Here is a 13,717-nt window from a genome sequence, read left to right on the forward strand (position 1 = left end):
CAGATTGCCGTCATCGAGCGTGGACGCGGAAATCTGGAGGCGGAGCTCGCAAATCCTCGAACGCTACGCTGGGCAGCCGAAAGCGCCGGGAGTCGGCGCCGTCAAAGCTGTCGAGCAGGCTTCAGCGTGTGCGAGGAATGATCCCGCCAAGCCGCGAGGCTTAGTCGCCGTCGCCGTCGCCGTCGCCGTCGCCGTCGCCGTCGCCGTCGCCGTCCTTCCAGCGCTTGGCGGAGATGGATTCCTGGGCCAGGAGGCGGAGGCTGGAGATCAGGGTTTCGCCGAGGATGGTGCCGATGATGACTGACTCGGCGACCTGGTCGGTGGCGGGGCGGGTGGTGACGGCGGCGACCTCGAGTTCGGTGAAGGTTTCTACGGCGTCGGCGTAGGAGTCGAGGAAGCTGACGAGGTGTTCCTGCTCGAGGGTGCGGAGGGCTGCGATCGTCTCGATCAGGGTGGTGAGGGCGGGGGCGTCGGGGTCGATCGACCAGCCGCGGGAGGCGATCAAGGCGGTTGCTTGCGCGGTGGCGGCGGCTTTGGCGTCCGAGGTGGACGGGGTGACCGCGCGCTGGGGAGTGATCGCGCGGTGGGCGCGGCCGATCTTGTCGTGCAGGGGCATGGTGTCCGAGTCCAGACCCTCTAGGACGTCTTTCACTCGCGCGACCGGGACCTGGGCCAGGTCGACCAGGGCGCGGATCAGGCGCAGCCGGCGGAGGTGGGCTTCGCCGTACGACGCCTGGTTCGGGCTGGTCAGTTCGCCGGGGGGCAGCAGGTTCTCGCGCAGGTAGTACTTGATCGTCGGCACCGGAACCCCGGCGATCCGGCTCAACTCGGCGATCCGCATAAAGGCCTTGCCCTTTCTTTGACTCATGACGGATAGTACCAGTATCCATAAACGGATACCCCGACTATCTATTCAAGGACTGTGCTCATGGAGTTGACCGACGCCTCCCGGATCGTGGCCGGCGCGATCCTGATCACCATCGTCACGATCCAGTTCGGTGGCTGGTTCCTGACCAAGATCGCTCGCGGCGACGTGCCGATGACCGAGTTCCAGAAGTCGTTCGCGCGGGCCGGTCACGGCCATGCCGGCGTGCTGGTCATCCTCGGCCTGGTCGGGCTGCTGTACGTCGATCAGACCGGCCTCGAAGGGTTCTGGCTCTGGCTCGGCCGGCTCGGCATCCCGATCGCGGCGATCCTGATGTCCGGCGGCTTCTTCGCCTCGTCGGCGGGCAAGGACCGGACCAAGCCGAACCAGTTCATCGCCATCCTCTGGCTCGGCGCGCTCTCGCTCGCAGCCGGCGTCCTGACCCTCGGCATCGGCCTGATCACCGCCTAGGCGGCGATCACCATCCGACCGTCACCCGGCCGCCAGCCGCGCGCCGACAGTTCGCAGTACTGCGGCAGCGGCCGGCGACGCCTCGAGCGTGTAATCAGCGCCCAGGGCAACAATCGCGGCGACGTACTGGACCAGCAGCGCGGGGGAGTCGACGCTGAGCCTGACCTCGCAGGACTCCAAGCCCAGCGGCGCGATCGTCCCAGGCGTGCCGCGGAAGAAGCTCCCGTGCACCACCTCGGCCGGCAGTTGCACAACCATCCGAACCGTATGGCGATACTCGGCGCCGGCAAACGATTCGGCCAGGTACGCCGCTGCGTCCACGGCAGGCAACGAGCGAGCGGTGAAGTGATGCCGGGTCGGCGCGAGCTCACCGATCCGGTCCACCCGAAACGTTCGCCAGTCATCCCGCTCAGGATCGAAAGCCAGTAAGTACCACTGCCCAGCAGCCGACACCAGCCGCGCCGGTTCCACCCGACGCAACGAAGCATCCCCACGCCGACTTTCGTAGCTAAAGGCAACAATCTCCAGATCCCGGCAACAAGCAGCCAGTACTGCGAGCAGCCCCGGATCCACCCGCGGCGCATCAGCCCGGCCGACTACCTCGGCAGCCCCCACCGCAGCCACCGACGGCCGCAACCGCGCAGGCAGGATCCGCTCCAGTTTCGCGAGCGCGCTCATCGAGCTGTCCTCGATCCCGTCGACGCCACTCGCCGCGGCGCCGGCCAACCCGATCGCCACCGCGACTGCCTCGTCGTCGTCGAGCACGAGCGGCGGCACGTTCTTCCCCGAGGCAAGCCGATACCCGCCCGCCGAACCGGTCGTCCCCGTCACCGGGTAGTCGAGCGACCGCAACCGCTCGACGTCCCGCCGTACGGTCCGATCGGTGACGCCGAGACGCTCGGCCAGCTCGCTCCCGGACCACTCCCGCCGGCTCTGCAGCAAGGCGAGCAGGCGGAGCATCCGCCCAGGAAGGTCCTTGCGTGCGCTCATGATCAACAGATCTTACGGACAAGATAAGTCCGGAATGCCCCCTAGCGTCGAAATCATGAACTGGACCAAAGACACCCCCGGGTACGACGAAGAGCGCCGCGGCTTCCAACTACTCACCCCGCATCGACCCGACCAGATCGTGGGCGCCACCAGCACGGCCGACATCCAGCGCGCCGTGCGATCAGCCCGCGAGCAGCACCTCAAGGTCGCGGTCAAAGCGAGCGGCCATGGTCACGTCACGCCACTCGACGGCGGCATCCTGATCACGACCAGCCGCCTCAATCAGGTCAGCGTCGACCCGCAGCAGCAAACCGCCTGGGTCGAGGCCGGCTCGACCTGGCAACAGGTGATCGACGCCGCCACCCCCCACGGCCTCGCGCCCCTGTCAGGCAGCTACCCAGGCCTCACCGCCGTGCCCTACACGCTTGGCGGCGGGCTGAGCCTGATGGCGCGACGCTACGGCTACGCCGCCGACCACGTCCGCCGGATCGAGGTCGTCACTCCCGACGGCGAACTGCGCAAGGCGGAGGACGACCCCGACCTCTTCTGGGCACTCCGCGGCGGAGGCGGCAACTTCGGCGTCGTGACCGGTATGGAGATCGACCTCTTCCCAGTCCCGACGCTCCACGGCGGCAGCCTGTACTACGACCTCACGGCGACCCCCGAGGCGCTCGCGGCCTGGCGCGACTGGACCCGAACCGTCCCCGACTCGGTGACGTCAGCGGTCTCGGTCATCCCGTTCCCCGACATCCAGCCGGTCCCCGCGCCGCTCCGCGGCAAATACATCGCTCAAATCCAGGTCGCCGTCATCCCGGAACTCGCACAGCACAGCGCAGGGGAAGGAGACGCGGAGCCTGCGAGACGGTTGCGGGACGCGCTGGGCGAGCCGGTGCTCGACACGGTCAAAGAGTTGCCGTTCACCGAGTCAGGCAAGATCTTCGACGAGCCCGCCCGCCCCGACGCCTATCGGTCGCGCAACGTCCTGCTCAGCGAGCTGGACCCGACGGCACTCGCCACCATCCCGCAGTTGGCAGGACCGAAGGCCGAAGCGATGTGCATCATCAACATCAGGCATCTCGGCGGAGTGCTCAGCCGCAAGCCCAACAAAGACAACGCCATCGGCCACCGCGACGCGCAGTACTCGCTGACCGTCCTGTCGCCAGGTGAAGCCGACGTCCGCGACCTCCAGCGGGCGACCCTCCAACCATGGGCCGACCACACCATCGGCCGATCACTCAACTTCAGCTACGGCCCGCTCACCGGGCAGGAGGTCCAGGACGCGTACGACGACTACGAGCGACTGAGCAGGCTGCGCGCGCAGTACGACCCGGGCGAACTGCTACTCCCCAACCACGCGATCAGAGCGCGGCAGTGACGTCTATCTCGACCAGCTGACCGGGGAAGCCGAGCTGGGCGACGCCGAGCAGCGTGCTGGCGCTGGTGAAGGCCGGGGCGAGCGGTGACGCGTTGAGTTGGGTCCAGACCTCGCTGAGATCCTCGCGGACCGGGCTGGCCACGTAGATCACGGTCCGTACGACGTCCGTCGGGCCGGCGCCGGCGGACTGCAGCGCGACCAGGATGTTCTGGATCACCTGCTCGGTCTGCCCCGCCAGCCCGCCGGCGGCGAGTTCACCGGACGGCATCAGCGGGCACTGCCCGGCCAGCATCACCAGGACGCCGGCCTGAACCTTGGTCACATGGTGGTAGCCGGGGGTGGCGTGCAGGGCGGTGGGGTTCGAGCGATCGATGGTCACGACCCTGAGCAAACGCGACCGCGAGCACAGCCGTCAACGGGATATCTCGTTGTTCCACATCCGGAACATCACACACTTCCCGCGCTGGTCCAGCGTCACCGTCCACAGGTTCTCGAACGTCCCGAGCTCCTGATAGACCCCGGTGCCGCCGATCGCCGCCGTGTCCCCGGTGAGCATCAGCACGGACCACTCGAACTCCCAGCCGCCGGCCTGCCAGTCCTGCCGGCTGAGCCAGCCCTCAACGATCGCGTCCCGCCCGATCCAGTCGGTGGCATACGGATGTTCGTGGTACTCCGCCGCCGGCGCGAACAGCGCCTTGATGTCAGCGGCCTCCCCGCTCCGCCAAGCCTTCACGTAGTTCTCGACCCACCGCGTAACAACCTTGCTCTCCATGACCCTGAGCATGCTGCGCGCCAGGCAGCTGAGGCAGACCGAGTCTTCCTAGGTGCGCGGCACCCACCCGCTAACCTCGGCAGGGTGAACGACTTGGGCGAGTTCCTTCGGGTACGCCGTGCGCAGTTGACCCCCGAGGAGGTCGGCCTGCCCACGTCGGGTGCCCGTAGGGTCGCCGGACTGCGGCGCGAGGAGGTCGCGGTGCTGGCCGGCGTCAGCGCCGACTACTACACGCGCCTGGAGCAAGGCCGCGAGCGCAATCCGTCCGGTCAGGTGGTGGACGCCATCGCCCGGGCCCTCCGGCTCGGCCAGAACGGTCGCTGGTACGCCTATCAGTTGGCCGGTCTCGCCCCAAAGGCCGACGAAGCACCGTCGGAGGAGGTCGCGCCGGAGCTGCTCCAGCTGATGGCGAACTTCGAGTCAGCCGTTGCCTACATCATCAATCGGCGCCTGGACGTGCTCGCCTGCAACAAGCTCGCAGCCGCCCTGCTGTCGCCATTGGCCGACCTGCGCCCGATGCTGCACAACCTCTTCCACGATCCGGCGGCGCGCGAACTCTTCGACGACTGGCCGGCCGTCGCCCGCGAATCGGTCCAGGCCATCCGGCTCGCCTCGCCGGGCAACAAGGCGGTCCAGGACCTGATCGACGAATTGCTTGCCAGTAGCAATGAGTTCGCCGAGCTCTGGAAGGAGCACGGCGTCGGCAGTCTCGGCAGCACGGTGAAGACCTTCAACCACCCGGTGGCCGGCCGGCTCACGCTGAGCTATCAGACCTTCGACATCCAATCGGCCCCCGGTCAGGCCCTGCTGGTCGGCACCAGCGATCAGGACCTCTCGAATCTCCTGACATAGCGCTTCTGCCACAGCGTTTCGACCGCCTTCGGGTGATAGTTCTCCCGGACAAAGGCGACCGCATCAGTTGGCGCGATCCCGTCGAGCACGGCCAGGCAGGCCAGCGCAGTACCGGTTCGGCCGCGCCCGCCCTCGCAGGCCAGCTCCACCCGCTCCGAGCCCGACCGTTCGAGCACCTCCACCAACGCCGCCCGGGCATCCGCGTCATCAGCCGGCAGCCGGAAGTCCGGCCACTGCACCCACCGCGACTCCCACTCGACCGCCGGTGGCTGCTTGCCCAACAGATAGACCCCGTACTCCGGCAGCGCACCTGCCGGCAGCGCATCCCGCAACCCGCGCCCCCGCACCAGCCGCCCCGACGGCAACCTCAGCACCCCGGCCGCACCCGCATCCCATGGCTCCACCCGGCCCAACCTAGAGCGAGGCAGTCATCAGGTCGAGCAGCGCCGTCACTGCCCGGCTCGGCCGCTTGCCGCTCAGGGTGATCGCCGACAACGTCCAGGTCAGCTCCACGCCCGCCAACGGCAGCCGAACCACTCCCGGCAGATTCTCCAGCTCCATATCGGGCACGACGGCGACCCCCAAACCCGCGCGCACGTAGTCCGGCACCGTCGTCAGATCCGGCACCTCCACCTGCACCCGCCGCGGCAGCCCGGCGACATCGAAGGCGCGATCCACCGTGGTCCGGTTCCCGAAGCCGCGCAGCATGTCGACGAACCGCTCACCCGCGAGATCCTCCAGCCGCACCGAGGCGGCCGACGCCAACCGATGCGCAGCCGGCACCAGTACTGCGAACTGCACGGTCGCCAGTTCGCGCGGCTCCAGCCCGGTCATCTCCGCCCGGCTCAACCCGACCAACGCCACGTCGAGTCGCCCGTGCCGGACATCGTCGGCCAGCCCACTGGACCCGGTCGGCGAGGTGGTCACCTGGACCTCGACCAGTGGATACCGCTGGTAGAACGAGCCGAGCAACGAGGCCAGATCGATCAGGCTGAGCCTCGTCATCGTCCCGATCCGGACGTTGCCGCGCAGCCCGGTCGACGCCTCCTCGACCACCGCCCTGGCCCGATCCAGCGCTTCGAGCGCCGCTTTTGCCTCGGGCAACAGCGCCTCGCCGGCGTCCGACAACTGCACCTGCCGAGTGGACCGGTCGAACAGCGTCGTCTTCAGATCAGTCTCCAGCGCCCGGATCGCGGCCGAGACCGTCGACTGCACCGTGAACAGCCGCTGTGCCGCCCGGGTGAAGCTCAGCTCCTCGGCGACGGCGACGAAGTACTCGAGCTGTCTGCTGTCCATGACGCCAATTATCGATGACGACGATAAGTCAGTGCAAGAAGATTCGTTGGACTCGATAGATCAAACCGGCGAATCTAGAAGCATGAAAACTCTCTCCGGCACCCGCTCGCTCGACCAGGCCGGTCCCTCCGTTCGGTTCGCGCACGGCGCCGGCTTCTGGATGATCGCCGTCGCCTTCCTGACCACGATGGCGTTCTCGACGGTTCCGACCCCGCTCTACGCGATCTACCAGCGCCGGGACGGGTTCCCGACCTTCATGATCACGGTGATCTTCGCCGCCTACGCGGTCGGCGTGATGGTCAGCCTGTATCTGGCCGGGCACGTCAGCGACTGGCTCGGCCGCCGCCGGGTGGCTCTGGCCGCTGTGCTGACCGAGGCGCTCGCCGCAGTGATCTTCCTGTTCTGGCAGGACGTCCCCGGGCTGCTGCTCGCACGCTTCGTGTCAGGCGTCGGCGTCGGCGTCCTGACGGCGACCGCGACGGCTCACCTCTCCGAGTTGCGGCGGATCTCCCGGCCCAGCGAGGACCCGAGCCACTCGGCGCTGATCTCCTCGATGGTGAACCTCGGCGGGCTCGCGTTCGGGCCGCTGGTCGGCGGACTGCTCGCGGAGTACGGGTCGAAGCCGCTGGACCGGCCGTACGAGGTGTTCCTGGTCTTGCTGTTGCTGAGCGCACTGGGCGTCGCGCTGGTGCCGGAGACCGTCGAGCGGCGGGAAGAGCGTCCGGCGTACCGGCCGCAGCGGGTGGCGTTGCCGAGTGCCGCGAAGCCACAGTTCTTCGCCACGGCGGTCGGAGCATTCGCCGCGTTCGCGATCTTCGGGCTGTTCACCTCGCTGGCGCCGACCTTCCTGGCCGGCACGCTGCACCACACCTCGCGGCTGCTGGCCGGAGTCGTGACCTTCGCGGTCTTCGTCGCGGGAGCTGCCAGCCAGGTGCTGTTCGTCCGCTTCAGCCGGCCGCAGCAACTCAAGCTCGGTCTGGTGCTGATGTCGACCGGTCTGGTCGGGGTCGCGGTCGGTGGGTTGCTGCCGAGCCTGTGGCTGTTCGTCATCGGTGGCGTGATCGCCGGCGCGGGGGTCGGACTGGTCTTCCGCGGCGCGGTCGCCACCGCTGCCTCGCTGGCAGACGCCGGTTCCCGTGGTGAGGTGCTCGCCGCGCTCTTCCTGATCGCGTACGCCGGACTCGCGGTGCCGGTGCTCGCCATCGGCGTCGGAGTCGCCCTGCTGCCGGCCCAGGTCGCCCTGCTGATCTTCTCGGCGATCATCTTCGTCCTGGTCAACGTGGCCGGCCGGCGGATGTTGAAGGCCAACAAGATCGGTTAGCCTCCGATGCGTGACCGAGATCGAGGCAAGTCAGGTGCAGGTCGGGGAGCTCGGCGCGTATCTCGCCAAGCCGGCGGACGGCGGCACCGGCCAGGGGATGCTGTTGCTGCCGATGATCACCGGGATCGGCGCGCAACTCCGGGACTGGGCGGACGAACTGGCCGGGCGCGGAATCACCGCCCTGACCTGGGACCCGTTCAAGGGCCGCAGCGCCGACAACTCGAGCATCGACGAACTCGCGGACCTGCTCGGCGCACTGGACGACGACACCGTCCTCGCCGAGCAGGAGGCGTTACTGGACCACCTGTTCGGAGAGCTCGGCTGCACCAAGGCCGGCGTGATCGGCTGGTGCCTCGGCGGCCGGTTCGCGTTGCTGCTGGCGGCCAGGGAGCACCGGCTCGCCAACGTGGTCGTCTACCATCCGACGGTCCCCTCGAAGCTCCGCCCGAACCACTCGTACGACGCGATCGCGGACGCCATCGGGATCACCGCGCCGACGATGGTGATCTACCCGAGCGCCGACGCCGCCGTACCGGTCGCCGACTTCGAGGCGCTGCAGACCGCGTTGCAGACCCGCGACACCGGCGCGACGATCGCGCAGTACTACCCCGGCGCCGACCACGGCTTCTCCGATCGCTCCCGGCAGGAGAAGCCGGTGAACTTCGAGGCGTTCCGGTTGTCCTGGCCGCAGGCGCTCGCGTTCATCGACGTCACCACCGCCTGAGCCGATGCCATCGGGGTACACCCGCAATCCCGCGCTGAGCCGCCGGATGGACCGCTTCTTCCGGCGGACCGCTCCGGTCCCGGAGACGATCGCGACGGAGTACGCGAAGCGGTTCATCACCGGGCCGGACGGGCTGCGCTGGCGGCAGGGCGCGCGGTTCGCCGTGTCCGTACTGCCGGACGACGACTGGCTGCTCGAACGCACTCGCTTGATCGTCGACACCTTGGTGCTGCCCGATCATCAGCCGGGCGCGTTCCACCCACTGCTGTTGTCGAGCAGCAACCAGGCGCCGATGGACGACCCGATGGCGCTCGATCGGGAGCGCCGGCGCAACTACACCGAGACGCATCTCGGGATCCACTGCGCCGACCTCGCCGCGTTCGGCGACCGGATCCTGGCCGCGGAACCGCTGCTGCGCGCGGGCATCGTGCACCTGATCCCCAACTACGCCGACCGCCTGACGACGTACTCCGACTACCGCCGGGCCGACCGCTCCGACCCGAGCCCGCGTGAGCTGGCCACCACCTTCGTCCTCGCCGACCGGCTGTTCGTCGACGCGGGTCCGTTGCCGCCGGAGAGCTGGTCGGTCAAGCACCTCATCACCACCGGCATCCCGTACGTCGAGAACGTCGCGCCGCTTGAGCTCGACCGAGTCCTGCACGCGAACTGGCCAGGTTTCGACGCGTACTGGCGGCGGTTGCGCGCGGCGTACGGGCAGCCGGCGCAGTTGCCGGCGCTGCTTGCCTCGGCCCAATCGGTACTCCGAACCCACTTCGGCGCACAGGTGAAGACCGTGCCGGCCACGCTGGTCAGCGTCGATCACGGTGCCTTCAGCAACGCCTATCTACCGTCCCGAACAACAGGCGACCTCTGGGCGCGAATCGCCGAGCCGCTCGCCTTCGAGCCGTACTACCCGTCGCTCGATCTCGCCTGGGTGCTGAACCGCTAAGCCGCTGCGCGCCGATGGGCCGTCGGGCTCGTCCCGCGCACACGCTTGAAGGCCACGCTGAGCGCGAAGGCGTTCGCATACCCGACCTTCCGGGCGATCGCCTCGACCGTGTCCGTGGTCTCGCGCAACAGATCGGCGGCCAGCGTGATCCGCCAGCCGGTCAGGTAGGCCATCGGCGCCTCGCCCACCAGCCCGCTGAACCGCCGGGCCAGGCTGGCGCGCGAAACACCGGTGCGCTCGGCCAGCTCGACCACACTCCACGGGTGCGCAGGCTCCTCGTGCAGCAGGCGCAGCGCGAGGCCGACGACCGGATCACTCTGCGCCTGGTACCAGCCCGGCGCGTGCGACTCCGGTCGGGCGAACCAGGCGCGCAAGGTGGTGATCAGCGCCAGGTCCAGCCAGCGATCGAGCACCGATTGCTGACCGGGCTCGTCGCGCTGGATCTCGCCGAGCACCATCGCCATCACGTGACCGACGACGTCCGCGGCCGGCACCACCAGGACCGGCGGCAGCGCGGCCAGCAGTCGCCGGCTGACATCGCCCTCCAGCTGATAGGTGCCGCTGACAACCATTGCCTCACCGTCCGGCCGGCCGCCATGGGTCCGGACGCCGAGCCGCGCACTGTAGTCGACAGGGGCCCCAGGCAACGGTTCGCAGATGCCGAACGGGTGGATCCGCAGGTTGGGCACGGTGTCGGGCTGGTCGGCGACGACATATGGCGTCGTACCGGACAGGACGGCGACGTCGCCCTCCTCCATCCGGACCGGTGGCTCGCCGTCGCGGATGATCCAGGCGGAGCCGCGGATCAGCGTGGCTAGTGCGAGCGGCGCCTCGTCGATGATGTGCAGGCCCCACGGCGGATCCAGGATGGTCAGGTTGAAGACCCCACCCCGGGCGCGCGTGCCGGCCAGCAGATCATCGAGGACGTCCATACCGCTCAGGCTACCGCAGCTTGAGACTCTCAGACATCGAATTGCGTCGGACAACCATGGTTTGTCTCACCCAGACGCGATGAACTTGAGCCATGACATCAACAACCCCCTTCCTGATCATCGGCGGCAACGGCAAGACCGGCCGCCGCATCACCCAGCAGCTCGACGCCCGCGGCATCGGGTACCGACTCGCCTCCCGGTCGAGCGAACAGCGCTTCGACTGGTACGACGAAAGCACATGGTCGCCGACCGTCGCCGGCATCGACACGGCGTACCTCGCCCCACCGGTCGGCCCGACCGGGCTCGCGCAGGCCGGCAAGTTCATCCAGCAAGCGGCCTCCGAAGGGCTGCGCCGGGTGGTCCTGCTGTCCGGTCGCGGCGTCGGCAGCCCCGGTCGCGACTTCGCGGTCTACGAGAGCAGCGTCGAGCTGGAGAACGCGGTGCGGGCTAGCAGCGCCGACTGGACCATCGTCCGGCCCGCATGGTTCGCGCAGAACTTCAGCGAGGACTTCCTGCTCGACTACGTCCTCGGCGGCGAGCTGCGGGTGGCCGCCGGTGACGGCGGCGAGGCGTGGATCGACACCAACGACATCGGCGACGTGATGACCGCTGCGCTGCTCGACCCGAAGCACGTCGGCGAGACCTACTCGCTGTCCGGCCCGCGCACGCTGACGATGGCCGAGGTCGCCGCCGAACTGTCGACGGTCACCGGTCGCCCGATCAGCTACGTCGATCTCACCCCGGAGCAGCACGTCGCCGAGCTGGTCGAGTTCGGGCTGCCCCAGGAGGACGCGGAGGCCGTTCGCGATCTGTTCGCGGTGATCCGCAACCACCGTTCGGAGTACGTGTCGGAGGGCGTCGAGCAGGTGCTCGGCCGGGCCCCTCGCGACTTCGCAGACTGGGCGCGGGAGACCGCGCAGACCGGAGTGTGGTCCGCATGAACCTGACCAAGATCCTGATCTTCTCGGGACTCGTCGGCAGCGCGCTGATCGGTGGCGTCTCCTTCACCTTCGGCACCGCGATCATGGGTTCCCTGCAACGGATGCCGGCCGGCCAGGGCGCCGCCGCGATGAACCTGATCAACGCCCGGATCCAGAACCCGCTGTTCCTGCTGATCTTCTGCGGTACCGCGCTGGTCTGCCTGGCGGTCGCGATCCTGGCGCTGGTCAAGGACACCCCGGGCAAGTGGTGGGTGCTGGCCGGCTCCGCGCTCTACCTGATCGGCGTGATCGTGGTCAGCTTCGCCGTCAACATCCCGCTCAACGAGCACCTGGCCACCATCGACCCGTACTCCGCGGCTGGTGCGGCCGAGTGGCAGACCTACCTCACCAAGTGGAACCCGGCCAACAATGTCCGCGCGATCACCGGGACTCTCGCGGTCATCGCCTTCGCCCTTGCCCTGCACGCCGGAGCAGGCAGCCAGCCCGCCGCGGAGAGCAGCCCGCAGACCCCGGGCGTCGGTACCGTCTGGTCATGACGACCCTGCTTCCAGTCAACGGCATCGAGTTGTGCGTCGACACCTTCGGATCCCTTGCGGACCCAGCGATCCTGCTGATCCACGGGGGATCCGCGTCGATGGACCACTGGGAGCCCGCCTTCTGCGAGCGGCTGGCAGCAGGCGGCCGGTACGTCATCCGCTACGACCACCGCGACACGGGGGAGTCGACCAGCTTCGAGCCCGGCAACCCGCGGTACACGGGGGCGGAACTGGTTTCCGATCCGCTCGGCATCCTCGATGCCCTGAAGATCGACCGGGCGCATGTGGTCGGCCTGTCGATGGGCGGCGGGATCGCGCAGGAACTTGTTGTCACGCACCCGGATCGGGTCGCCTCGGTCACCTTCATCGCGACCACCCACGGCGGCCCGGGTCTGCCGCCGCCGACCGACAAGATCAGGGCGAGCTTCGCCGAGGAGGCGCCGCCGACCGACTGGTCCGACCCTGAGGCAGCCCTCGACGCGCTGATCAAGGACGACCGGCTCTACGCCGGCACCCTCCCGTACGACGAAACCGCCCGCCGCGAGGTCTACGCCAAGGCGCTCGCCAGGACGCCGAACCCCGCCACGATGGCGAACCACTGGCTGGTCGAGGGCGGCGAATCGATCCTCGACCGGCTCGGCGAGATCGCAGTACCGGCGCTGGTGCTGCACGGCACCGAAGACCCGATGTTCCCACCAGCCCACGGCGAGGCGCTGGCGAACGCCGTACCGGGTGCTCGTCTGGTCCTGCTGGAAGGCGCCGGCCACGAACTCCCGCCGCTGACCTGGGACGTAGCGGTCCCCGAGATCCTCGCAATCACCACACCCCGCTAGGTTTCCGCCATGGAGCCGCTGACCTTCGAGTACGACGACGTCTATTTGAGTGTCGACAACGGGATTCTCGAGCTGTTCCGGCGGAACCGGATCATCGGGTCCTACCGGACGCCGGTGAAGTGGGCGAAGGTGCGGGCCGAGGCGCGCAAGGGTGGCGTGACCCGGCTGCACTTCGGCAACGTCGACGAGCTGGACGAGCAGCTGTACGCGAGCACGAGCAGCTCGAAACACCTGCTCGCCACGGTCGAGATCCAGACCGCCGACGAGCCGCGGTACCGGGCCTTCTTCACCGAGCTGGCCCGGCAGGCCGATCGCCGGGTCGGTGACTGACTTCGCCTTGTCACGGGCGGTAACGTGGCCGATGTGATCACCATCGAGCGCGTTGTCACCGTCGCGAAGCCCGTCGAGCGGGTCTTCGGCTACCTGTCCGACTTCGAGACGACCACCGAGTGGGACTCCGGCACCGTGCGGACGGTGAAGATCGAGGGCGACGGCGGCCCCGGCACGCGGTACCAGAACACCTCGTCGTTCGCCGGCCGCGAGACCGAGTTGGAGTACGTCGTCCAGCAGCTCGAGCCGGACCGCTTGTTCCAGCTGCGCGGCGAGAACAAGACCGTCACCGCGCTCGACACGATGACGTTCCGCAGTACCGAGACGGGCGGCACCGAGGTCACCTACCGGGCCGAGTTCGAGTTCAAGGGCGTCACCCGGCTGATCGAGCCGCTGTTCAAGGGCCAGTTCAAGAAGCTCGGCGACGAGGCCGAGGTCGGCATGCGGGAAGCGCTCGAGAAGCTCTAGAGGTATAGCTGGCGCCACCCCCGGTTGGGGTGGCAGCGGGATGGGGCGCGCGAGTCGTTCCG

General features: G+C 68.6%; 18 protein-coding genes. 11 read left to right on the top strand and 7 right to left on the bottom strand.

Translation table 11 applies throughout. From position 1 onward, the window contains the following. Positions 1-160: 160 nt before the first annotated feature. Positions 161-868, bottom strand: a complete 708-nt coding sequence (locus AB0P21_RS32975; protein WP_363701786.1) for a MerR family transcriptional regulator — start codon at positions 866-868, stop codon at positions 161-163. Between the two features lie 60 nt (positions 869-928). Between AB0P21_RS32975 and AB0P21_RS32980 the strand changes: the two genes are divergently transcribed. Beyond that, positions 929-1,336 carry a hypothetical protein gene (locus AB0P21_RS32980; RefSeq protein ID WP_363701788.1) on the top strand — a complete coding sequence of 136 codons (408 nt, stop codon included), beginning with the start codon at positions 929-931 and terminating at the stop codon, positions 1,334-1,336. Between the two features lie 21 nt (positions 1,337-1,357). Here AB0P21_RS32980 and AB0P21_RS32985 read toward each other — a convergent pair whose 3' ends face one another. Next, positions 1,358-2,326 (bottom strand): WYL domain-containing protein, encoded by a 969-nt coding sequence (locus tag AB0P21_RS32985; RefSeq protein WP_363701790.1) that lies wholly within the window; start codon positions 2,324-2,326, stop codon positions 1,358-1,360. A gap of 55 nt (positions 2,327-2,381) precedes the next feature. On the opposite strand from AB0P21_RS32985, the gene AB0P21_RS32990 reads away from it, so the two are divergent. After that, positions 2,382-3,701, top strand: a complete 1,320-nt coding sequence (locus AB0P21_RS32990; protein WP_363701792.1) for an FAD-binding oxidoreductase — start codon at positions 2,382-2,384, stop codon at positions 3,699-3,701. On the opposite strand, the gene AB0P21_RS32995 is transcribed toward AB0P21_RS32990, so the two are convergent. Then, positions 3,685-4,080 (bottom strand): RidA family protein, encoded by a 396-nt coding sequence (locus tag AB0P21_RS32995; protein WP_363701794.1) that lies wholly within the window; start codon positions 4,078-4,080, stop codon positions 3,685-3,687. The two genes, AB0P21_RS32990 and AB0P21_RS32995, sit on opposite strands and share 17 nt — an antisense overlap. A gap of 33 nt (positions 4,081-4,113) precedes the next feature. Further along, on the bottom strand, positions 4,114-4,473 hold the full coding sequence (locus AB0P21_RS33000) for a nuclear transport factor 2 family protein (RefSeq protein WP_363701796.1): 360 nt from the start codon (positions 4,471-4,473) through the stop codon (positions 4,114-4,116). Positions 4,474-4,557: 84 nt separating this feature from the next. On the opposite strand from AB0P21_RS33000, the gene AB0P21_RS33005 reads away from it, so the two are divergent. Continuing rightward, a complete protein-coding gene (locus AB0P21_RS33005) occupies positions 4,558-5,325 on the top strand; it encodes a helix-turn-helix transcriptional regulator (RefSeq protein ID WP_363701798.1) in 768 nt (255 codons plus the stop codon). Here AB0P21_RS33005 and AB0P21_RS33010 read toward each other — a convergent pair. Beyond that, positions 5,298-5,729, bottom strand: a complete 432-nt coding sequence (locus AB0P21_RS33010; RefSeq protein ID WP_363701800.1) for a protein-tyrosine phosphatase family protein — start codon at positions 5,727-5,729, stop codon at positions 5,298-5,300. The two genes, AB0P21_RS33005 and AB0P21_RS33010, sit on opposite strands and share 28 nt — an antisense overlap. Positions 5,730-5,739: 10 nt before the next feature. Further along, on the bottom strand, positions 5,740-6,621 hold the full coding sequence (locus AB0P21_RS33015) for a LysR family transcriptional regulator (RefSeq protein WP_363701802.1): 882 nt from the start codon (positions 6,619-6,621) through the stop codon (positions 5,740-5,742). 82 nt (positions 6,622-6,703) lie between these two features. Between AB0P21_RS33015 and AB0P21_RS33020 the strand changes: the two genes are divergently transcribed. The 3 genes from AB0P21_RS33020 to AB0P21_RS33030 are packed head-to-tail and all read left to right on the top strand — an operon-like array spanning position 6,704 to position 9,615. After that, a complete protein-coding gene (locus AB0P21_RS33020; RefSeq protein ID WP_363701804.1) occupies positions 6,704-7,942 on the top strand; it encodes an MFS transporter in 1,239 nt (412 codons plus the stop codon). A 10-nt stretch (positions 7,943-7,952) separates the two neighbouring features. Beyond that, positions 7,953-8,666, top strand: a complete 714-nt coding sequence (locus AB0P21_RS33025) for a dienelactone hydrolase family protein (RefSeq protein ID WP_363701806.1) — start codon at positions 7,953-7,955, stop codon at positions 8,664-8,666. A gap of 4 nt (positions 8,667-8,670) precedes the next feature. Further along, positions 8,671-9,615: a hypothetical protein gene (locus tag AB0P21_RS33030; protein ID WP_363701808.1), complete on the top strand. Its 945-nt coding sequence runs from the start codon at positions 8,671-8,673 to the stop codon at positions 9,613-9,615. On the opposite strand, the gene AB0P21_RS33035 is transcribed toward AB0P21_RS33030, so the two are convergent. After that, positions 9,612-10,547, bottom strand: a complete 936-nt coding sequence (locus tag AB0P21_RS33035; RefSeq protein ID WP_363701810.1) for an AraC family transcriptional regulator — start codon at positions 10,545-10,547, stop codon at positions 9,612-9,614. The two genes, AB0P21_RS33030 and AB0P21_RS33035, sit on opposite strands and share 4 nt — an antisense overlap. A 92-nt stretch (positions 10,548-10,639) precedes the next feature. Here AB0P21_RS33035 and AB0P21_RS33040 point away from each other — a divergent pair, with 92 nt between their 5' ends. Genes AB0P21_RS33040 through AB0P21_RS33060 form a run of 5 tightly spaced genes read left to right on the top strand, consistent with a single transcriptional unit; the run spans position 10,640 to position 13,655 of the window. Then, positions 10,640-11,488, top strand: coding sequence for an NAD(P)H-binding protein (locus AB0P21_RS33040; RefSeq protein WP_363701812.1), 849 nt, complete (start codon positions 10,640-10,642; stop codon positions 11,486-11,488). Beyond that, a complete protein-coding gene (locus tag AB0P21_RS33045) occupies positions 11,485-12,024 on the top strand; it encodes an anthrone oxygenase family protein (protein ID WP_363701814.1) in 540 nt (179 codons plus the stop codon). Before AB0P21_RS33040 ends, AB0P21_RS33045 begins: the two co-directional genes overlap by 4 nt. Continuing rightward, positions 12,021-12,857 (top strand): alpha/beta fold hydrolase, encoded by an 837-nt coding sequence (locus AB0P21_RS33050; protein WP_363701816.1) that lies wholly within the window; start codon positions 12,021-12,023, stop codon positions 12,855-12,857. Before AB0P21_RS33045 ends, AB0P21_RS33050 begins: the two co-directional genes overlap by 4 nt. Positions 12,858-12,866: 9 nt before the next feature. Then, entirely contained in the window at positions 12,867-13,187 is a 321-nt protein-coding gene (locus tag AB0P21_RS33055) for a hypothetical protein (protein WP_363701818.1), read from the top strand. A 33-nt stretch (positions 13,188-13,220) separates the two neighbouring features. After that, positions 13,221-13,655: an SRPBCC family protein gene (locus AB0P21_RS33060; RefSeq protein ID WP_363701820.1), complete on the top strand. Its 435-nt coding sequence runs from the start codon at positions 13,221-13,223 to the stop codon at positions 13,653-13,655. Positions 13,656-13,717: the final 62 nt, after the last annotated feature.

Origin of the sequence: Kribbella sp. NPDC056861 (assembly GCF_040687575.1) — a bacterium.
Taxonomy (GTDB): Bacteria; Actinomycetota; Actinomycetes; order Propionibacteriales; family Kribbellaceae; genus Kribbella.

Excerpts from the sequence above, each read along its gene's own strand:
- AB0P21_RS32975 (WP_363701786.1), bottom strand. The coding sequence starts at position 868 with ATGAGTCAAAGAAAGGGCAAGGCCTTTATGCGGATCGCCGAGTTGAGC.
- AB0P21_RS32980 (WP_363701788.1), top strand. The coding sequence starts at position 929 with ATGGAGTTGACCGACGCCTCCCGGATCGTGGCCGGCGCGATCCTGATC.
- AB0P21_RS32985 (WP_363701790.1), bottom strand. The coding sequence starts at position 2,326 with ATGAGCGCACGCAAGGACCTTCCTGGGCGGATGCTCCGCCTGCTCGCC.
- AB0P21_RS32990 (WP_363701792.1), top strand. The coding sequence starts at position 2,382 with ATGAACTGGACCAAAGACACCCCCGGGTACGACGAAGAGCGCCGCGGC.
- AB0P21_RS33000 (WP_363701796.1), bottom strand. The coding sequence starts at position 4,473 with ATGGAGAGCAAGGTTGTTACGCGGTGGGTCGAGAACTACGTGAAGGCT.
- AB0P21_RS33015 (WP_363701802.1), bottom strand. The coding sequence starts at position 6,621 with ATGGACAGCAGACAGCTCGAGTACTTCGTCGCCGTCGCCGAGGAGCTG.
- AB0P21_RS33020 (WP_363701804.1), top strand. The coding sequence starts at position 6,704 with ATGAAAACTCTCTCCGGCACCCGCTCGCTCGACCAGGCCGGTCCCTCC.
- AB0P21_RS33030 (WP_363701808.1), top strand. The coding sequence starts at position 8,671 with ATGCCATCGGGGTACACCCGCAATCCCGCGCTGAGCCGCCGGATGGAC.
- AB0P21_RS33035 (WP_363701810.1), bottom strand. The coding sequence starts at position 10,547 with ATGGACGTCCTCGATGATCTGCTGGCCGGCACGCGCGCCCGGGGTGGG.
- AB0P21_RS33040 (WP_363701812.1), top strand. The coding sequence starts at position 10,640 with ATGACATCAACAACCCCCTTCCTGATCATCGGCGGCAACGGCAAGACC.
- AB0P21_RS33045 (WP_363701814.1), top strand. The coding sequence starts at position 11,485 with ATGAACCTGACCAAGATCCTGATCTTCTCGGGACTCGTCGGCAGCGCG.
- AB0P21_RS33050 (WP_363701816.1), top strand. The coding sequence starts at position 12,021 with ATGACGACCCTGCTTCCAGTCAACGGCATCGAGTTGTGCGTCGACACC.
- AB0P21_RS33055 (WP_363701818.1), top strand. The coding sequence starts at position 12,867 with ATGGAGCCGCTGACCTTCGAGTACGACGACGTCTATTTGAGTGTCGAC.